This is a genomic window from Marinobacter alkalisoli (assembly GCF_045449855.1).
Classification (GTDB): Bacteria; Pseudomonadota; Gammaproteobacteria; order Pseudomonadales; family Oleiphilaceae; genus Marinobacter.
This window is the reverse complement of sequence record NZ_JBJJLC010000057.1, coordinates 1-14,892: the sequence shown is the minus strand read 5'-3', so window position 1 is coordinate 14,892 and position 14,892 is coordinate 1. Positions and strand designations below refer to the sequence as shown.

Sequence of the window (14,892 nt, the reverse complement as noted above, 5' to 3'; positions counted from 1 at the left end):
AGCGATCCATTTCATCGTGACGATTGCGTAACGCCGCTCAACTACGGAATGGAGGCAGTAGCCATCGCCGTGACCTGCCTTGTTAGGGCCTTTGAATCGGGATAGCATAACTGTATCGATACTCGCGGAGACACCATGACCACCGAAACATTAAATCACCTACGCTCTCAGATTTCGACTCTCTCCGAGTCGGAACGTGCAGCGCTGGCTCGCGAGCTCATAATGAGTCTGGACGGCCCCCGTGACGACTCTGTTGAGCAGGCCTGGAATGATGAAATTGTTCGCCGTGTGTCCAAGGTCAAAAGCGGTAAGGCCACACTGCTCAGCCGCAAAGAATTCCGAACAAAGATGCGAGCGAGGCTAGGCCAGTAAAAGTGCGAACAGTAAGGATACTTGAAGAAGCCTCGCAGGAAGCGATAGAGGCCGCAGCTTGGTACGAATATGAGCAACCTGGACTCGGAGCCGAGTTTTTCGATGCTGTCGACGCTGCCTTCGACGTTATTGAAGAAAACTTAATCCCCTTATCACCTCTCCCCGAAGAAGCTGGCGATACCGATGCAAAACGACTGATTCTGGAACGCTTCCCGTACGATATAGTCGCGATTGAATTGTCGGAAGAAGCCATCGTAATCGCTGTTGCTCATCATTCCCGAAAGCCTGGCTATTGGCGGGAGCGCAGTAAACCCTAACAGCAACCAGACAGAACAACAGCTTAGTCCATCTATCCTGTTACTGTCAGGTAATCGCGTGACGTCCTCATTTGCGCTTTCAATCATGCTGCACAGAACAGCCATCCAGCGGCCTTGGTGTCCTGGTCTGCTTCGCTGGAGCGTTCAGGCTGGCCGTGTTAGCCACCATTCTCACCTTCAACAGGAAAAACTTCTGAAATCTTCTCTGTGAGCCCATCGACAGCTCCATCAACAATAGGCGACATATATTCCGATGCGCTTTCCAGCAATGCCTCCCCGGTGTCTGATGCGACTTTACCAGCAACCTTTTTGAGGACAGCTTTCAACACACCTTTAAAGGACTTGTCTGGAGCTCCAGCCGCGATGAGTGCTTCCTTAACCGCCTGGCGTTCATGTTCAGGGATGTACAGCTCGATCAGTGCAACGACTGCGTCCAGGGGCAATTTGACGATACTGGGAGAGAAAGAGCCGTCTGAAACGTGGCCGAGTAACTGGACTTTGGATCGTAAATGGTCAGATATCAGCGGGTTTTCAATTTCTAAAATGAATTGGTCGCCAGACTTCTGAATGATTGGGCGCTTGAGAAGATTCTTTACTCGCGAATCCAGTTCCGACACTGAAAGCCTTCTCAGCTCTCTCTCGTAGATTAATTTACGGGCTTTTGTTCTTGTAACACGAAGCTTTGATACGAGCTCATATACCCCGGGCTCAGATGAAACTGCCCCTACTTCTTCCAGAGCATTCAATATGAGCAATTCAATCTCTGACTTTGGCAAGGCTCCAAAGGCTGGGTCTAAGAATCGTTGAAGCAACCCTTTCAGAGCGAGTGCAGATCGCTCGTCACCGGCTTGTCGAACTATTTCATCCAGATCCAAAAGTTTTCCCTTATATTGGTTGTTATTGGGTAATAGAGGTGTACAGAAAGGTCGGGTATATTGGACCACTACTCATCTGAAGGCCCGACCCAAAACAGCGGGTTATGTGCGATTTCCCAGAGATAACCATCGGGGTCAGAAAAATAACCGGCGTAGCCACCCCAATCCGTTTTTTGGGCAGGCTTGGTGACAACGGCACCCGCTGCGACCGCCTGAGCCATGACCTGGTCTACCTCGTGCTCAGAGCTCACATTGTGCGCCAGACTGAACCCCGCAAACCCTTCTGAAGGCCCCGACACCAGCGCGTCTTTCGCCAGGGCTCCACGCCCGTACAGGCCGAGCCAGGTACCGTTCAGGGTAAAAAATGCCACCTCTGGTGGAGAATCCATTCTAGGAAGGCCCAAGCCCTGCTCGTAGAATTTGATCGAACGCGGCAGATCATCCACACCCAAGGTGATCATACTGATCCGTGGTTTCATGGTTCCTCCCTGTCTCTCCAGTGTTAATCAGCGCTTTGCCAAAAAACGATAAAACAATAGCCTAGCCCATCGCCCGGCCGAGTTGCAGGACTTCCTGGGGTGCCTGTTCTTCAATTGTACTCACCACACGGACCTGCCGGTAAACCTTCTGCCAGGGTGCGCTGCCAGTCGCTTGCCTTATTTCCCGGAATACAGGGCAAAAACCTCTTCGCCGGTAAGATCCCTGGTACTTTGTGTAAATGAGTAGAAAGCAGGCTTTTGATCAATAAATATTTGCTCAGAGAATTTCCACTGGTCGTCCTCGTCAAAGAGTCCGACAGGGATCGCGTAGTGCGCTTCCTGTTTTAGGCGGTAAAAAAGATGAGTACCGCATTTCTGGCAAAACCCCCGCTCGGCCCATTCCGAAGAACTGAAGGTGGATATATGTTCGGCGCCCTCAAAATCCACTTCACTTCCACACTCGGCGGCAAACAGCGGACCACCACCCCATGTTCGGCACATGGAACAATGACAGGCGCCAATGGTGTTACCCTTTGTTTCAGCTGTGACCCGAACCGCGCCACAGAGACAAGTACCATGGTGTTTGATTTTAGAGCCCATGTTTCCTCCTGCAATATCAGTTGTTAAAAGCGAGGCGCTTGCTGACGGCAATATTTCCCATTGCGATGTGAATGTTTCAAGGGCTCCAGTTGGACATGCTTACCCTTGGGTGTGACTGGCCTGGTCATACATCAGTTTCCTCCGGAATCTGAGCCAACAGGTCAGTAACTCCTATATCCACTCCCGCCTGTGATAGCAAAGTAGAAACCTGCCCTCGATGGTGCGTTTGATGATTAAAAAAATGAAGAACCAGGCTCGAATACCGTTTTCTGGCAGGAATCCCTTTGATGTCGTGGTAGCTGAGAACGAAATCCAGATCGCCTTCGGATAGCTCGGCTATCCAGTTAATAATCTGGCGATCCAACCAGATGCGCTGGTCAGATAAGCGACCAAGATCGTCAAAGAGTATTTGATTCAGGCTTGTCGGATTTTGGAGATCCGCGACCTCCCGCAACGAGTTCAGGCAGGACGGATGGGTAGCAAACCGTTTGAGCCAGAGGGTGTCACCAACGAGGATGTGATTCAGAGTGCCCAGGATGGAGCCAAAAAAGGCCCCACGGTCTTTGGCCAGATCGGTTGCAGAGAGCTGTCCCGCAGCCTCATAAACCTTCGAGTTCATCCACTGATTGTAGGCGGCTAGCAATTCAAAGTGATTTTTCTGGCTCATTAGAGTTCCTTCTCATTTATAACACCAAAAGTCAGCGGCCTTTGCGTAGTAAATGGCGTCCGGTGCAGGGTCGAAGGCCCGGAATGGTATTTCCCAAAAACGCATGCCCGCCAATACTTACTGCTTCTTAGAAAAAAGTTGCCTGAAAAGTCGCTCAGATTCCAAAAGCCCCTCTTCTGTCAAAACGACTGACTTCGCTTTGTTGACGGGATCAGTGATGAGCCCCTTTTCGTGAAGTCTATTCATCGACTCCCAGTCAAAAGACTTCCATGCCCGGGCACCATCGTGCAACGTCAGATAGAGAAGAGCCAAAATTGTCTCGTCGACCTTGTTCTCATCGATCTCCACAGTCTCTGATCCTCACTTATGACCAACCCCCGCATCTAGTTTAGAAAACCTATTGGCTTTCAGCCATGACTCTTTCGATGCGTGCGCTGATGTGGGGGAGGTGCGCGAACTGCTCCGCCTTGTTAAATATTCAGCCAATCACAGTTGGCGGCAAATAAATGGTGAATTCATTCAAAGGCTCGATAAGCACGCTATATGGGGTGCGCTGTTCTGACTCCGAAACAATTCCAAGATTGGATAGAAGCCGAAACTTTGCTGGTTTCAGAGTCGCTGGTTTTACCTGCAGCTCCTTGTGCCAAACCCTATAAGTACCGAGCTTGCCATCCCTACGATAATAAAAGCCAGCAAGGGGGTGAGTCAGGTAAACAAGAGCGGACTCTGAATCAGGAAATCCAGGGAAATCGAAAGTGTCTTCTTCTGATTGGCTCAGTTCAACAGCCGCTTCCGCCCATTCTGACTCTGTGGTCATCTCATATTTTTCATACAAGCCAGTGGATTTGTTGAGTCTGCAATCGAATCTAACCTTTCCGGCATGCCAGGGCAGATTCCACAGGTATCTTGGTACTAAAAGAGCCCATGAATCCAGTGTGGTACCAAGAAACCAAACGCATCGTTCACCTGTCTTCTTATCTATAATGTATATGCGATAATTGGTTTGGCCCATCGTGAATTTTGGGAACGGTAAAACCGCCGAAGTAAAATCAACATCCACGAATGGCACGACCGAGATCAGTCCCAGCGTTTGTCCATCAACCTGAATAGTGTCTAACTGGAACCTATCTGGAAAAACGCCACTAAACCTGTCGGCAGGGACAGCATACGTAATTATTGCGAAGTGCTTTAAGCCGCATAGAACGTCGATGCCTTTGGGCTTTGGCCTCTTCGTCACGCAATCTTCGAATTTTCTGGCTTCCTGCAAAGTAATTTCCTGAAATTTAACGCAAAGCTAAGCAGCGGCCCGTTAGGGACGTCCGGTGGACGACCGTCAGGCCGGGAACGTACTTATGCGATTTGTTGTACGGCCCAAGACTCCCGTAGCTGGCCAATGACACCCGCAACCGTCTCAAACACCGCTTCCTGGGTACAACGATAGCGGTCCCTGGCCCAATCCAAAACAATAGGGCCCCTAATTTGTGAAGTATGATGAGGAAATGCCTCTAGGTACTCCTCCGTAAGGGCTGCTCCCCTGGGAAAAATGTGAAAATGAAGTTGAGACTGCTCCTCCCCAAATTGAGCGCAGTAGATGCGCAAGGGATTCACTGTTTCTTTCACCAGCGAGGTGACATTGGCCAACAGAGGGCCAAGATTCTCGACCGATTGCCTCGGCAGAGCATCCAGCGATTCGACTGCTGCCAATGGAGAGACGATCAAATAGCCGGGCACAGCACAGGAATAACAGTGCTCAACTACAAAATCTTCTGATCGTCCAATCTCAAAGTTCATTAGTAGCTACTCGTACAACAGCAATTAGATAGAACGCTTCGATATTGCGGAAAACTGACCACTTCATTATTACGATTATTCGCTCACGAGCGTCAAGCATGCCCCACACCTGCATCAGGCTTCTACCTCGGCCAGGAACCTTGCAATCTCCGCATTCACGACCTCCGGATGGGTGATCGGTCCCATGTGGCCGAGGCCGGGAAGTTCCACCACGCGGACCAGCGGGAGCACGGGGATCAGGATACGGGCGACGGCGTGGGCAGATTCCGGCGACAGCTCGCCCAACATGTACAGAACGGGGACGTTTAGCGCTGCAAACGCTTCCACGGGCGTGGATTCGGTGAGCAATGCGTGTGCCCAGCGGCGGATGTTGACGGTCGACTCGGAGATGGCAGGTTTTCGCTGTGGTGGTGTTGCCCGCCAGCTGCCCGTCCCCATCCAGTAATCGATGAAGTGTTCAGCCGCGCCATCACGGTCTCCTGCGTCAAGGGCAGCGCTGGCCGCCGCTACTGCGCCGCGAATGCCATCTGCACCATTTGGTGGCGGCTCCTGGGCATCGACGACGGCGAAAAGGGTGGGTTCGTAGAGCGCGAGCGCCCGAATGCGGCCGGGATCGGCAAGGGCTGCCACCAGGGCAACCGCTGCACCGTAGGAGTGCCCGACGAGGGTAAGAGGTGAGCCAGCTTGTGCCATTACGGGCTCAAGGAGCTCCACCTCATTCCGTAAGGCGATTTCCCGGTCCGAGGGCCAGTCCGGACTCTTTCCGGAACCGTAGGAGTCCGGCGCGAAGACGTGATGGGTTGCCCCCAGCAACTCAATGAGGCCGCGCCACTGGGAGGAACTGCTGGCGTTGGAATGAACGCAGACCACACCCGGTCCAGAACCGGCTTCGCGAACGAATGGTTGTAGCGTTGGCATTTTGCCTCCCCCCGAATGTGTTTAATGTTTCACAGGTTGGCGTGTTCAGTGACGTATTGCCCGGTGAAAGCCACCTGGCGCCGTTCCGGCAATGGGTGGAAATGCATGGCCCGGCTATCGCGGATCAGCCGTTCCATGACATGCCCCTTAAAGAAGCCCGGCCCGCCGATCAGTGCCGCACCCAGTTCGATCACCTGCTGTACCGACTTGGTTGCCAACGTCTTACGCACAAGAATGCTGTTGGTCAGCCCCTTGTCGGGCTGGAACTGGTAGTTGTCGCATAGCCGGATCATGTCGTTGAGCGCGATCTGCGCATTGGTGAGCGCGTTGGTCGCCTCGCCCACAAGTGCTTCCTGACCGGCGGCTTTCTGTGCCTGGTCAACGATCAGCCCATAGGCTTGCTCCGCGAGTCCCGTGTAAGCAGCAACAATAATAGGCATGGCAATCGGCAGGATAGCATCCCATACCGGATGCCAGACGCCCCGGGGCCGGCGCGCAACTATCGCGGCATCCGGCACGAAAACGTTCTCCAGAGTCACGTCGTTGGAACCTGTCGCCCGCATACCCAACGTGTCCCAGTTGTTCTCGATGCGAATGCCTTCCGAGTTGAACGGGATCGAAAAGTGAATAATCTCGGGCCCCTGGTCACCCTCGGTCACAGAGCTGGTGACCAGCACGTTGGCTCCGGGTGCGCCACTGACGAAATGCTTGGTGGCCGTGACGCGGTAGCCGCCCTCTACTTTCTCTGCGTGGCCGCTGGATTCCAGCCAGTCATTGGCACCGGTGCCGGCAATAACCAGTTCCTTTTCAGCAATACGGCGCAACGTCTGCTCAGCTTTCGCGTCGCCACGCTTGTACTTGAATACATTCAGGCCCACCGGGTGCGAATGCATGGCATAGGCCAGCGCTGTAGATCCGCAGCCCCGGGCGATCAATCGAATGCTGTCGCAAACCTCTTCGTGGCTGGCACCTCCGCCACCGAGCTCCGCCGGCACAGCCATGGAGAAGAAACGGGCTTCGCGCAGCGCTTCGTAATTGGTAAATACAAACTCGCCACTACGATCGTAATCGCTCGCTGACTCGCCGAATCGCTCGGCCAGTGCGGCCGCGGTGTCCTTCCAGTTGGCCAGGTGCATGGCTTCTGCCTTGAGTTGTTCCATTTCTGTAACCTCCTAATCCTGTTGTGGTTTCTTCTGCTCTCAAACGCCGCTGTCGACATTTGATGTGATCAGTTTTTCACCACAAAAGAAGGGGAACTAGTACAATATGTGTACCTCGAATAATGTTACTCCTCACATAATTTTGAGGCGGGAGATGAGCGATGCAAAGTTACGGTCAGTTCTGCCCCGTCGCCAAAGCGGCGGAAATTCTGGGCGAGCGTTGGACGCCTCTGATCATCCGGGAGCTTCTCTGTCATCCGCAGAGCTTCAACGAGCTGCGCAACGGCGTGACGTTGATCTCGCCGACCTTGTTATCCAACCGCCTCAAGACCCTGGAGCATCGGGGCATCGTACGGCGAGATTGCACGGGGAGGGGGGTCGTCTATTGCGTGACCGATGCTGGCGAAGAGCTGCGGAGCGTGATTACCGAAATGGGGATATGGGGCCAGCGCTGGGCGCGCTCGAATCTAGCCTGGGACGATCTGGATCCCACGTTACTGATGTGGGATATCCACCGCCGGCTGGATACAGGGCACCTTCCCGCCGGACGCACCGTCATGCGTTTCGAGTTCAACGACTGCCCGCCTGAGACGCGCTTCTGGTGGTTGGTGGTGGAGAGCGGCGAAGTCGACGTCTGCCTCAAGGATCCGGGCTATGACATCGACCTGCTCATACGCAGCTCTCTGAACATCATGACGGGCGTATGGATGGGACACCGATCCCTGCATGAGGCACTCAAGTCGCACGCTATCAGGCTCGCCGGCGATACCGCCCTGAAGGAAAGCCTGCCGGACTGGTTCCTGTTGAACGTGTTTTCGGATGTGAAACCGGCCATTAATCCCGACCACTCGGGACCCTATGATGGTTCAGCCCGGGCGGGGACGTAGTCAGCTCCTTGTTTAAACCTCAGTGTGCTCATGACGGCAACCGTTCATCAGCCGGTTGCCCGCCTTCACAATATAGACGAACAGCTGACCGGAAATTCGACAAACCACCTTTCCCTCAAGATAAAAGCTGCGTTTCCCGGTAAAGCACGATGAACTAAAAAAAGCGCCGTGCTCAAAGAGCAGGGCGCTTTTTCGGTAAAGGCGGGCTTACAGCTTCGGCCCGGCCTCCACAATCGCATCAGAAACGTCGAACTTCTTGAAGTTCTCGACGAACTGGCCGATCAGTTCGGCGGCCTTGGCGTCATAGTCTGCTTCGCTGGCCCAGGTGTTGCGCGGGTTCAGCAGGTTGCTGTCTACACCGGGCACGTTCACCGGCACACTCAGGTTCAGTGTGGGCAGGTGTTCGGTCTGCGTGTCGTCCAGGTCGCCGTTCTGGATGGCGCTGATGATGGCACGGGTAGTCGGGATGCTGAAGCGTTTGCCGACACCGTAGGAGCCACCGGTCCAGCCGGTGTTGACCAGGAAGACCTTGCTGCCGAATTCGTCCATGCGTTTCATCAGCAGTTCGGCGTAAACGCCGGCCGGGCGCGGGAAGAACGGTGCGCCGAAGCAGGTGGAGAAGGTGGACTTCAGCTTGGAGGAAGAGCCCATTTCAGTGGACCCCACCAGCGCGGTGTAGCCACTCAGGAAGTGGTAGGCCGCGGCTTCCTTGCTGAGGACGGACACGGGCGGCAGTACGCCGGTCATGTCGCAGGTCAGGAAGACGATGTGGGACGGCTCGCCGGCGCGGTTCTCAAGTACGCGCTTCTCAACGTGCTCCAGTGGGTAGGCGCAGCGTGAGTTTTCGGTGAGGGAGACGTCGGTGTAGTCCGGCTCGCGGGTTTCCGGGTCGATCATCACGTTTTCGACGATGGCGCCGAAGCGGATGGCGTCCCAGATGATCGGCTCGTTCTTCTGGCTCAGGTCGATGCACTTGGCGTAGCAGCCGCCTTCGATGTTGAAGACAGTACCCGGACCCCAGCCGTGCTCGTCGTCACCGATCAGGAAACGATCGGGATCGGCGGACAGGGTGGTCTTGCCGGTGCCGGACAGGCCGAAGAACAGGCAGGTCTCACCGTCTTCGCCGACGTTGGCGGAGCAGTGCATCGGCAGTACGTCTTTTTCGGGCAGCAGGAAGTTCTGTACCGAGAACATCGCCTTTTTCATCTCACCAGCGTAGTGCATGCCGGCCAGCAGTACCTTGCGCTTGGCGAAGTTGATGATCACGCAGCCATCGCTGTTGGTACCGTCACGCTCGGGCACGCACTGGAAGTTGGCGGCGTTGAGGATCTGCCATTCCTGCTTGTCGGCCTGGTTATAGCTGTCCGGGCGGATGAACAGGTTGCGGCCGAACAGGTTCTGCCAGGCGGTTTCGGTGGTCATTTTCACCGGCAGGTAATGTTCGGGGTCGGAGCCGACGTGTACGTTGGAGACAAAGCGGTCTTTTTCCGCGATGTAAGCTTCAACACGATCCCATAGGGCATCGAACTTGTCAGCGTCGAATGGACGGTTGATCGGACCCCACTGGATATCGTCAACCGTGCTGGGCTCCTCGACGATAAAGCGGTCCATCGGGGAACGGCCGGTGCGTTCGCCGGTGCGGACGACCAGTGAACCGTTGGAGGCCAGTTGGCCTTCGCGTCTTTCCAGTGCCAGCTCGACCAGTCGTGCTGAACTCAGATCATTATAAGTGTTGCTCACTTCGACCTCGCCCTCGGGATGTCTTCATGATTGCCCAGACCGTGCGGTGAAAATTGACGGAATTCTGAGCAATCGGGTCAATTCAGGCGCGCTATTATGCCAGAGACGCCGGTAAAAAACGACTGCCCCGAAAGCCGCGTCAATACTGGCGTCGGGGCTAATAAATCACGGCCTCAGTGTAACGTATGGCCGGTGAAAAGATGATCAATATCATTTCTATCGAAGCGATAGTGAGCATGACAGAACTGGCAATCCATTTCGATGCTGCCCTGTTCTTCGAGGATACTGTAGCACTCTTCCTGGCCAATACCTTCCAGGGCGCCAAGGGTGCGTTCCCGTGAACAGCTGCAGTGGAAGGTGACCGGTTCGGCGTCGAACACGCGCACGGTTTCTTCGTGGAACAGGCGATGCAGCAGGGTTTCGCTGTCCAGTTCCAGCAGTTCTTCCGCTTCCACGGTGCGGGCCAGGTGGTTGATCCGGTCCCACAGATCGTCATCGTGATCGCTGGCTCCCGGCAGGCGCTGCAGCAGCAGGCCGGCACAACGCTCCTCGTCGGCAAACAGGAACAGGCTGGTGGCCAGTTGTTCCGAGCGTTGGAAATAATCTTCCAGGCAGCCCGCCAGGGTATCCGCTTCCCGGGGTACCACGCCCTGGTAACGCTGGCCCTGGTCCGGGGTGATGGTAATGGCCATTCGGCCCTGCCCCAGCAGGTCGTGGAAGGCATCCTCCATTACGGCGTGTTCGTCGAAGCGAGCCAGGCCGCGGATCTTGCGGTCGTGGCTGCACTCGGCCATCAGGGTGCGCAGCGGGCCTTCGCCCTGGGCCTGCAGCGACAGGGTACCTTCAAATTTCAGGGTGCTGCTCATCAGTACGCTGGCCACCAGGGACTCTCCCAGCAGCTGGCGCACGGTGTCGGGGTAGGGGGCCTGGCTAACGATTTCCCGGTAGCTGTCACCGAGTTGCACCCAGGCACCACGGACCTGGCTGTGCTCGAAAATAAATCGCTGGAACTGGTCCCGGGATGCCATGGTGATGATGTCTCCTGAAAAAAATAGTGTAGTAAACGGGCAATGGAAAAACAGGGTTGTGGTGTTCCTGGCCGGAACGGCGGTTCAGATGCCGTTCTGTTCCCGGAAACGCTGGATATCACGGCGATCTTTCTTGGAGGGTCGCCGCGCCGGGGGAAGTTGGGCTGCCTGCATGGTCTTGCGTTGCCAGGCCAGTTCCTCACGACGTTTCACGCTGTCATCGGTTTCGTGGTACAGCTTCTGGGCTTCGGGCGCACCCCGGCGGCGGTCGCTGATGTCATCAATGATGACGATGCGTTCCTGCCAGCCCAGCCTCACGGTCAGCTTGGCGCCGGTTTCCACGAGTTTTCCGGGTTTGCAGCGCTGGCTGTTGTAGTGGACTTTGCCACCCTCGATTGCTTCCTTGGCCAGCGAGCGGGTTTTGTAGAAGCGTGCGGCCCATAACCACTTGTCGAGCCGGACACGGTGATCGTCGGTGTTTGTCGCCGTCATGTCTCCTCACCTGATGAGCGTATGGTCATATTATAACCGGCTCATTCGCCCGATGGCAGGGGCTGTCGTTCACGCAGCGCTGGCAGCACTTCGCTGAAGTGATGAATAGAGGGGATTTCCGGGTGTTTTTCCCGCGCTTGCTGACGGCTGTCAGGCGCCAGGATGGCCAGGCACTGGCCGATACCGGCGGCCCGGGCGCTTTCCAGTACCGGGAAGCTGTCATCCACCATCAGGGTGCTTTCGGGCTGGTAGGGCTCCCGTTGGGCAAGGTCGCGCCAGAATTCGGGGTCTTCCTTGGGTTTGCCCAGGTCGTGGCTGGAGATGATGCCGTCCACCCGTTGCTCCAGTTGAGTGTGGCTAAGTTTCAGTGCCAGCGGATCGGGGTGGCAATTGGTGACGATCACCGAGCGCAACCCTGCCTGGCGGATTGCGTCGAGAAAATCGGTGACGAAGGGGCGGTAGCCAATGCGATCGCCCACCTCGGCCTTGAGGCCGGTAATGTCCAGCTTCAGGCGTTCGCTCCAGTAATCGGTGCAGTACCACTGCAGCGATCCGCGCTCGGCCATGATCATCGGAACCACGGTGTCGCGGGCTTCTTCCGGGCTCAGGTTGTAGTGCTCGGCGTAGCGCGCGGGCAGGTGTTCCAGCCAGAAATGGTTGTCGAAATGCAGGTCCAGCAGTGTTCCATCCATATCCAGGAACACGGTGTTGAGGGAAGACCAGTTCACCATAAACGAAAACAGCCTGAAGTGAGTGTCACTTCAGGCTGCCGAATCCGCCGGGTTTTGGCAAGCCGGGATACTACGGATCAGTTGTCTTCCTGTTCGACCGTTTCAGCCTTGCGGCCGGTGCGGCTGCAGCCCAGGCAGCGCACAAACGTGGCTTTCGCAGGACCTACCACCAGGACTTCGCCCGCTTCGCCGGCGTTCCCGCCCAGGGCCGAGAACGGCAGGGACACCAGGTAAACCGCGCTGCCAATAATGGTGGTGGCCAGCAGGGCCGGGCGAACGAAGATCGCGTCACCGGTCATGGCGAGGGCGGAGGGCTTTTCATCAACAGCCCGGGCGTGGCCAAGGGAAGAAAAGGTCAGCAGGCAAACTGCCAGGGTTGTCATCGCTATGCGGGAAATTGTACCGGTCATTTCTTGTGTCTCCTGAAATCTTGCCTGTCTTTCCAGTTGGTGTCGGCCAGTCCGTATTGGCTTTTTGTTGGTCGCCGGGCCGCAGGCTGTGAACGCATGAACAACAATTGTAGCCTACAAATGTGGATACTCTGTTAACTATGAATCATATTTGCGCATTTTCAAACGATTTTTCTGTTTCAGAGTGCATCAGCGCTGGCAGCGGCCACAGTACACCGTGGAGCGCTGGTTCATGCGGATTTCCTTCAGCGGCGTACCGCATTCCTCGCACGGCAGGGCCGCACGACCGTAAACCAGCAGCGATTGTGCGAAGTATCCGGGCTTGCCTTCACTGTTGACGAAGTCCCGCAGGGTGGTGCCGCCCATCAGGATGGCCGCGCTGAGGGTTTCGCGGATGGCGTCCACCAGGCGGTTGTAGCGGTCCAGACTGATGCGCCCGGCCTTGCGTTTGGGGTGTATGCCGGCCTTGAACAGGGCTTCGTTGGCGTAGATGTTGCCCACGCCCACCACTACATGGTTATCCATGATGAAGGATTTTACCGGCGTCTGTTTGCCCCGTGACAGGCGGAACAGCAGCGCCCCGGTGAATTCCGGCGCCAGGGGTTCGGGGCCAAGGCTGGCCAGCAGCGGGTGCTGATCGGGGGTGTCCGACCACAGCCAGCAGCCAAAGCGCCGCGGGTCGTTGAACCTCAGGCGGATGCCGCTGTCCAGCTCCAGCTCGACATGATCATGGGGCAGTAATGGGGCATCGTCGGTGATCACCCGCAGACTGCCGGACATGCCCAGGTGTACAATGGCGCTGCCCTGATCCACCTTCAGTAACAGGTATTTTGCCCGTCGCTCGACGCTGTGGATGGTGGCGCCGGTCAGGTGGTCGTCCAGCTCCCGGGGAATCGGCCAGCGCAGGCTGCGGTTGCGGATGGTTACCCGTCGGATGGTGCGTCCTTCACAGTGGGGTGCTATACCACGGCGCGTGGTTTCGACTTCCGGTAATTCTGGCAAGCGGGGGTCTCCGGTCTCTGGGGGATGCACGAACGGTTTGAAACCCGTTAAGTGTAATCAGTAACAAATTTTCGTCCAAATGCAGTTGTTGGAGCTTACAACTGTACGCTAAAGTGCCCAATACGGTTTGCCGGTTTTCATGCCGGTGGAGCCACGATTATGATTGAGGATTGAATATGTGGTTTAACGGTCTCCTTGACCTTTCGGTGATGCAGCTGGTCCTGGTTGCATTGGGCATGACCCACGTCACCATCGTAAGTGTAACGCTCTACCTGCATCGCCATTCGGCTCACAATTCGCTGGATCTGCATCCGGTATTGAAACATTTCTTCCGTTTCTGGCTGTGGCTGAGCACGGGTCAGAACACCAAGGAATGGACCGCCATCCATCGTAAGCACCACGCCAAGTGCGAAACCGAGGAAGACCCCCACAGCCCGGTTGTTCTGGGTATCCGCAAGGTTCTGTTCGAGGGCGCTGAGCTCTATGCTGAATCCGCCACGCCGGAAACCCTGGAGCGTTATGGTCAGCGCACCCCGGAAGATTGGGTTGAGCGCAACGTCTACAGCCGCTACAAGATGCTGGGTGTCGCTCTGATGGCGGTGATCGACCTGATGCTGTTCGGTGTTCACGGTATCTGGATCTGGGCGGTTCAGATGATGTGGATTCCGGTCTGGGCGGCGGGCGTTGTCAACGGCATCGGCCACTGGTTCGGGTACCGTAATTTTGAGTGTGCGGACAATGCCCGCAACATTTCACCGCTGGGTATCCTGATCGGTGGTGAAGAGCTGCACAACAATCACCACACCTATCCGAATTCTTCCAAGCTGTCCCGCCGCTGGTTCGAAGTGGATATTGGCTGGGGTTACATTCGCCTGTTCCAGCTGTTTGGTCTGGCCAAGCCGAAGGGCTTTAAGCCGATTGCCCATTATGTGCCGGGCAAGCAGGAAGTGGACGTAGAAACCGTTCAGGCCATTGCCAACAACCGCTTCGATATCATGCGCCAGTACCGCAAACGCGTTATGGAGCCGGTGCTGCGTCAGCAGAAGGCGCTGATGGATGACGAGATTCGTCCCCGTTACCGCAAGCTGAAGCAGTTGCTGTCCCGCGAGGTGTCGCTGATCAAGCCGAAGGAGCAGGAGCATCTGGAGACGGTGCTGGAGCGTAACGCGGCGTTGCGGAAGATTTATGAGATGAGTAATGAGCTGCAGGCGCTGTGGCGTAAGCGCGGGGTGAAGCCCCAGGAGAAGATGCAGGCGCTGGCGGACTGGTGCAAGAAGGCGGAGGCCAGTGGTATTCGCTATCTGGAAGAGTTTGCGGCGCACCTTCGGGCATACTCTCTCAGGCCTTCAGCTTAATGTCTTTCTGCCCTTTTGCAGGCTGGCCATTGTAGCCTGCAAAAGGGTGGGGCTGGTCTCGGGGTGGG

General features: G+C 56.0%; 19 protein-coding genes. 4 read left to right on the top strand and 15 right to left on the bottom strand.

The window, feature by feature from the left end:
- Positions 1–135 precede the first annotated feature (135 nt).
- Both ACJO5Y_RS19350 and ACJO5Y_RS19345 read left to right on the top strand, forming a co-directional pair.
- Positions 136–372 carry an addiction module protein gene (locus tag ACJO5Y_RS19350; protein ID WP_406989482.1) on the top strand — a complete coding sequence of 79 codons (237 nt, stop codon included), beginning with the start codon at positions 136–138 and terminating at the stop codon, positions 370–372.
- A 2-nt stretch (positions 373–374) separates the two neighbouring features.
- The gene (locus tag ACJO5Y_RS19345; protein WP_406989481.1) at positions 375–689 is read left to right on the top strand and encodes a hypothetical protein; all 315 of its coding nucleotides are present in this window, start codon (positions 375–377) and stop codon (positions 687–689) included.
- Between the two features lie 158 nt (positions 690–847).
- On the opposite strand, the gene ACJO5Y_RS19340 is transcribed toward ACJO5Y_RS19345, so the two are convergent.
- The 9 genes from ACJO5Y_RS19340 to ACJO5Y_RS19300 form a co-directional block, all read right to left on the bottom strand.
- Positions 848–1,564: a hypothetical protein gene (locus ACJO5Y_RS19340; protein WP_406989480.1), complete on the bottom strand. Its 717-nt coding sequence runs from the start codon at positions 1,562–1,564 to the stop codon at positions 848–850.
- A gap of 68 nt (positions 1,565–1,632) precedes the next feature.
- A complete protein-coding gene (locus ACJO5Y_RS19335; protein WP_406989479.1) occupies positions 1,633–2,043 on the bottom strand; it encodes a VOC family protein in 411 nt (136 codons plus the stop codon).
- Positions 2,044–2,220: 177 nt separating this feature from the next.
- Positions 2,221–2,643: a GFA family protein gene (locus ACJO5Y_RS19330; RefSeq protein WP_406989478.1), complete on the bottom strand. Its 423-nt coding sequence runs from the start codon at positions 2,641–2,643 to the stop codon at positions 2,221–2,223.
- A 124-nt stretch (positions 2,644–2,767) separates the two neighbouring features.
- A complete protein-coding gene (locus ACJO5Y_RS19325; protein ID WP_406989477.1) occupies positions 2,768–3,310 on the bottom strand; it encodes a DinB family protein in 543 nt (180 codons plus the stop codon).
- Positions 3,311–3,427: 117 nt separating this feature from the next.
- Positions 3,428–3,658: a DUF6429 family protein gene (locus tag ACJO5Y_RS19320; RefSeq protein ID WP_406989476.1), complete on the bottom strand. Its 231-nt coding sequence runs from the start codon at positions 3,656–3,658 to the stop codon at positions 3,428–3,430.
- 130 nt (positions 3,659–3,788) lie between these two features.
- Positions 3,789–4,577 (bottom strand): DUF2071 domain-containing protein, encoded by a 789-nt coding sequence (locus ACJO5Y_RS19315; protein ID WP_406989475.1) that lies wholly within the window; start codon positions 4,575–4,577, stop codon positions 3,789–3,791.
- An 83-nt stretch (positions 4,578–4,660) separates the two neighbouring features.
- Complete coding sequence (locus ACJO5Y_RS19310; RefSeq protein WP_406989474.1) at positions 4,661–5,101, bottom strand: HIT family protein; 441 nt, start codon at positions 5,099–5,101, stop codon at positions 4,661–4,663.
- Positions 5,102–5,215: 114 nt separating this feature from the next.
- Complete coding sequence (locus ACJO5Y_RS19305) at positions 5,216–6,019, bottom strand: alpha/beta fold hydrolase (protein ID WP_406989473.1); 804 nt, start codon at positions 6,017–6,019, stop codon at positions 5,216–5,218.
- 29 nt (positions 6,020–6,048) lie between these two features.
- The gene (locus tag ACJO5Y_RS19300) at positions 6,049–7,179 is read right to left on the bottom strand and encodes an acyl-CoA dehydrogenase family protein (protein ID WP_406989472.1); all 1,131 of its coding nucleotides are present in this window, start codon (positions 7,177–7,179) and stop codon (positions 6,049–6,051) included.
- 161 nt (positions 7,180–7,340) lie between these two features.
- Between ACJO5Y_RS19300 and ACJO5Y_RS19295 the strand changes: the two genes are divergently transcribed.
- The gene (locus ACJO5Y_RS19295; protein ID WP_406989471.1) at positions 7,341–8,066 is read left to right on the top strand and encodes a winged helix-turn-helix transcriptional regulator; all 726 of its coding nucleotides are present in this window, start codon (positions 7,341–7,343) and stop codon (positions 8,064–8,066) included.
- A gap of 207 nt (positions 8,067–8,273) precedes the next feature.
- On the opposite strand, the gene ACJO5Y_RS19290 is transcribed toward ACJO5Y_RS19295, so the two are convergent.
- The 6 genes from ACJO5Y_RS19290 to mutM all read right to left on the bottom strand — a co-directional run bounded on the left by ACJO5Y_RS19290 (position 8,274) and on the right by mutM (position 13,469).
- Positions 8,274–9,806 (bottom strand): phosphoenolpyruvate carboxykinase, encoded by a 1,533-nt coding sequence (locus tag ACJO5Y_RS19290; protein WP_406989470.1) that lies wholly within the window; start codon positions 9,804–9,806, stop codon positions 8,274–8,276.
- Between the two features lie 173 nt (positions 9,807–9,979).
- Positions 9,980–10,834 carry an Hsp33 family molecular chaperone HslO gene (gene hslO, locus ACJO5Y_RS19285; RefSeq protein WP_406989469.1) on the bottom strand — a complete coding sequence of 285 codons (855 nt, stop codon included), beginning with the start codon at positions 10,832–10,834 and terminating at the stop codon, positions 9,980–9,982.
- An 84-nt stretch (positions 10,835–10,918) separates the two neighbouring features.
- Positions 10,919–11,326, bottom strand: a complete 408-nt coding sequence (gene hslR / locus ACJO5Y_RS19280; protein ID WP_406989468.1) for a ribosome-associated heat shock protein Hsp15 — start codon at positions 11,324–11,326, stop codon at positions 10,919–10,921.
- A 41-nt stretch (positions 11,327–11,367) separates the two neighbouring features.
- Positions 11,368–12,057 (bottom strand): GMP/IMP nucleotidase, encoded by a 690-nt coding sequence (gene yrfG / locus ACJO5Y_RS19275; RefSeq protein WP_406989467.1) that lies wholly within the window; start codon positions 12,055–12,057, stop codon positions 11,368–11,370.
- Positions 12,058–12,134: 77 nt separating this feature from the next.
- A complete protein-coding gene (locus tag ACJO5Y_RS19270; protein ID WP_406989466.1) occupies positions 12,135–12,467 on the bottom strand; it encodes a hypothetical protein in 333 nt (110 codons plus the stop codon).
- A gap of 189 nt (positions 12,468–12,656) precedes the next feature.
- Positions 12,657–13,469 (bottom strand): bifunctional DNA-formamidopyrimidine glycosylase/DNA-(apurinic or apyrimidinic site) lyase, encoded by an 813-nt coding sequence (gene mutM / locus ACJO5Y_RS19265; RefSeq protein ID WP_406989465.1) that lies wholly within the window; start codon positions 13,467–13,469, stop codon positions 12,657–12,659.
- A gap of 176 nt (positions 13,470–13,645) precedes the next feature.
- Here mutM and ACJO5Y_RS19260 point away from each other — a divergent pair, with 176 nt between their 5' ends.
- Positions 13,646–14,824 carry a DesA family fatty acid desaturase gene (locus tag ACJO5Y_RS19260; protein ID WP_406989464.1) on the top strand — a complete coding sequence of 393 codons (1,179 nt, stop codon included), beginning with the start codon at positions 13,646–13,648 and terminating at the stop codon, positions 14,822–14,824.
- Positions 14,825–14,892: the final 68 nt, after the last annotated feature.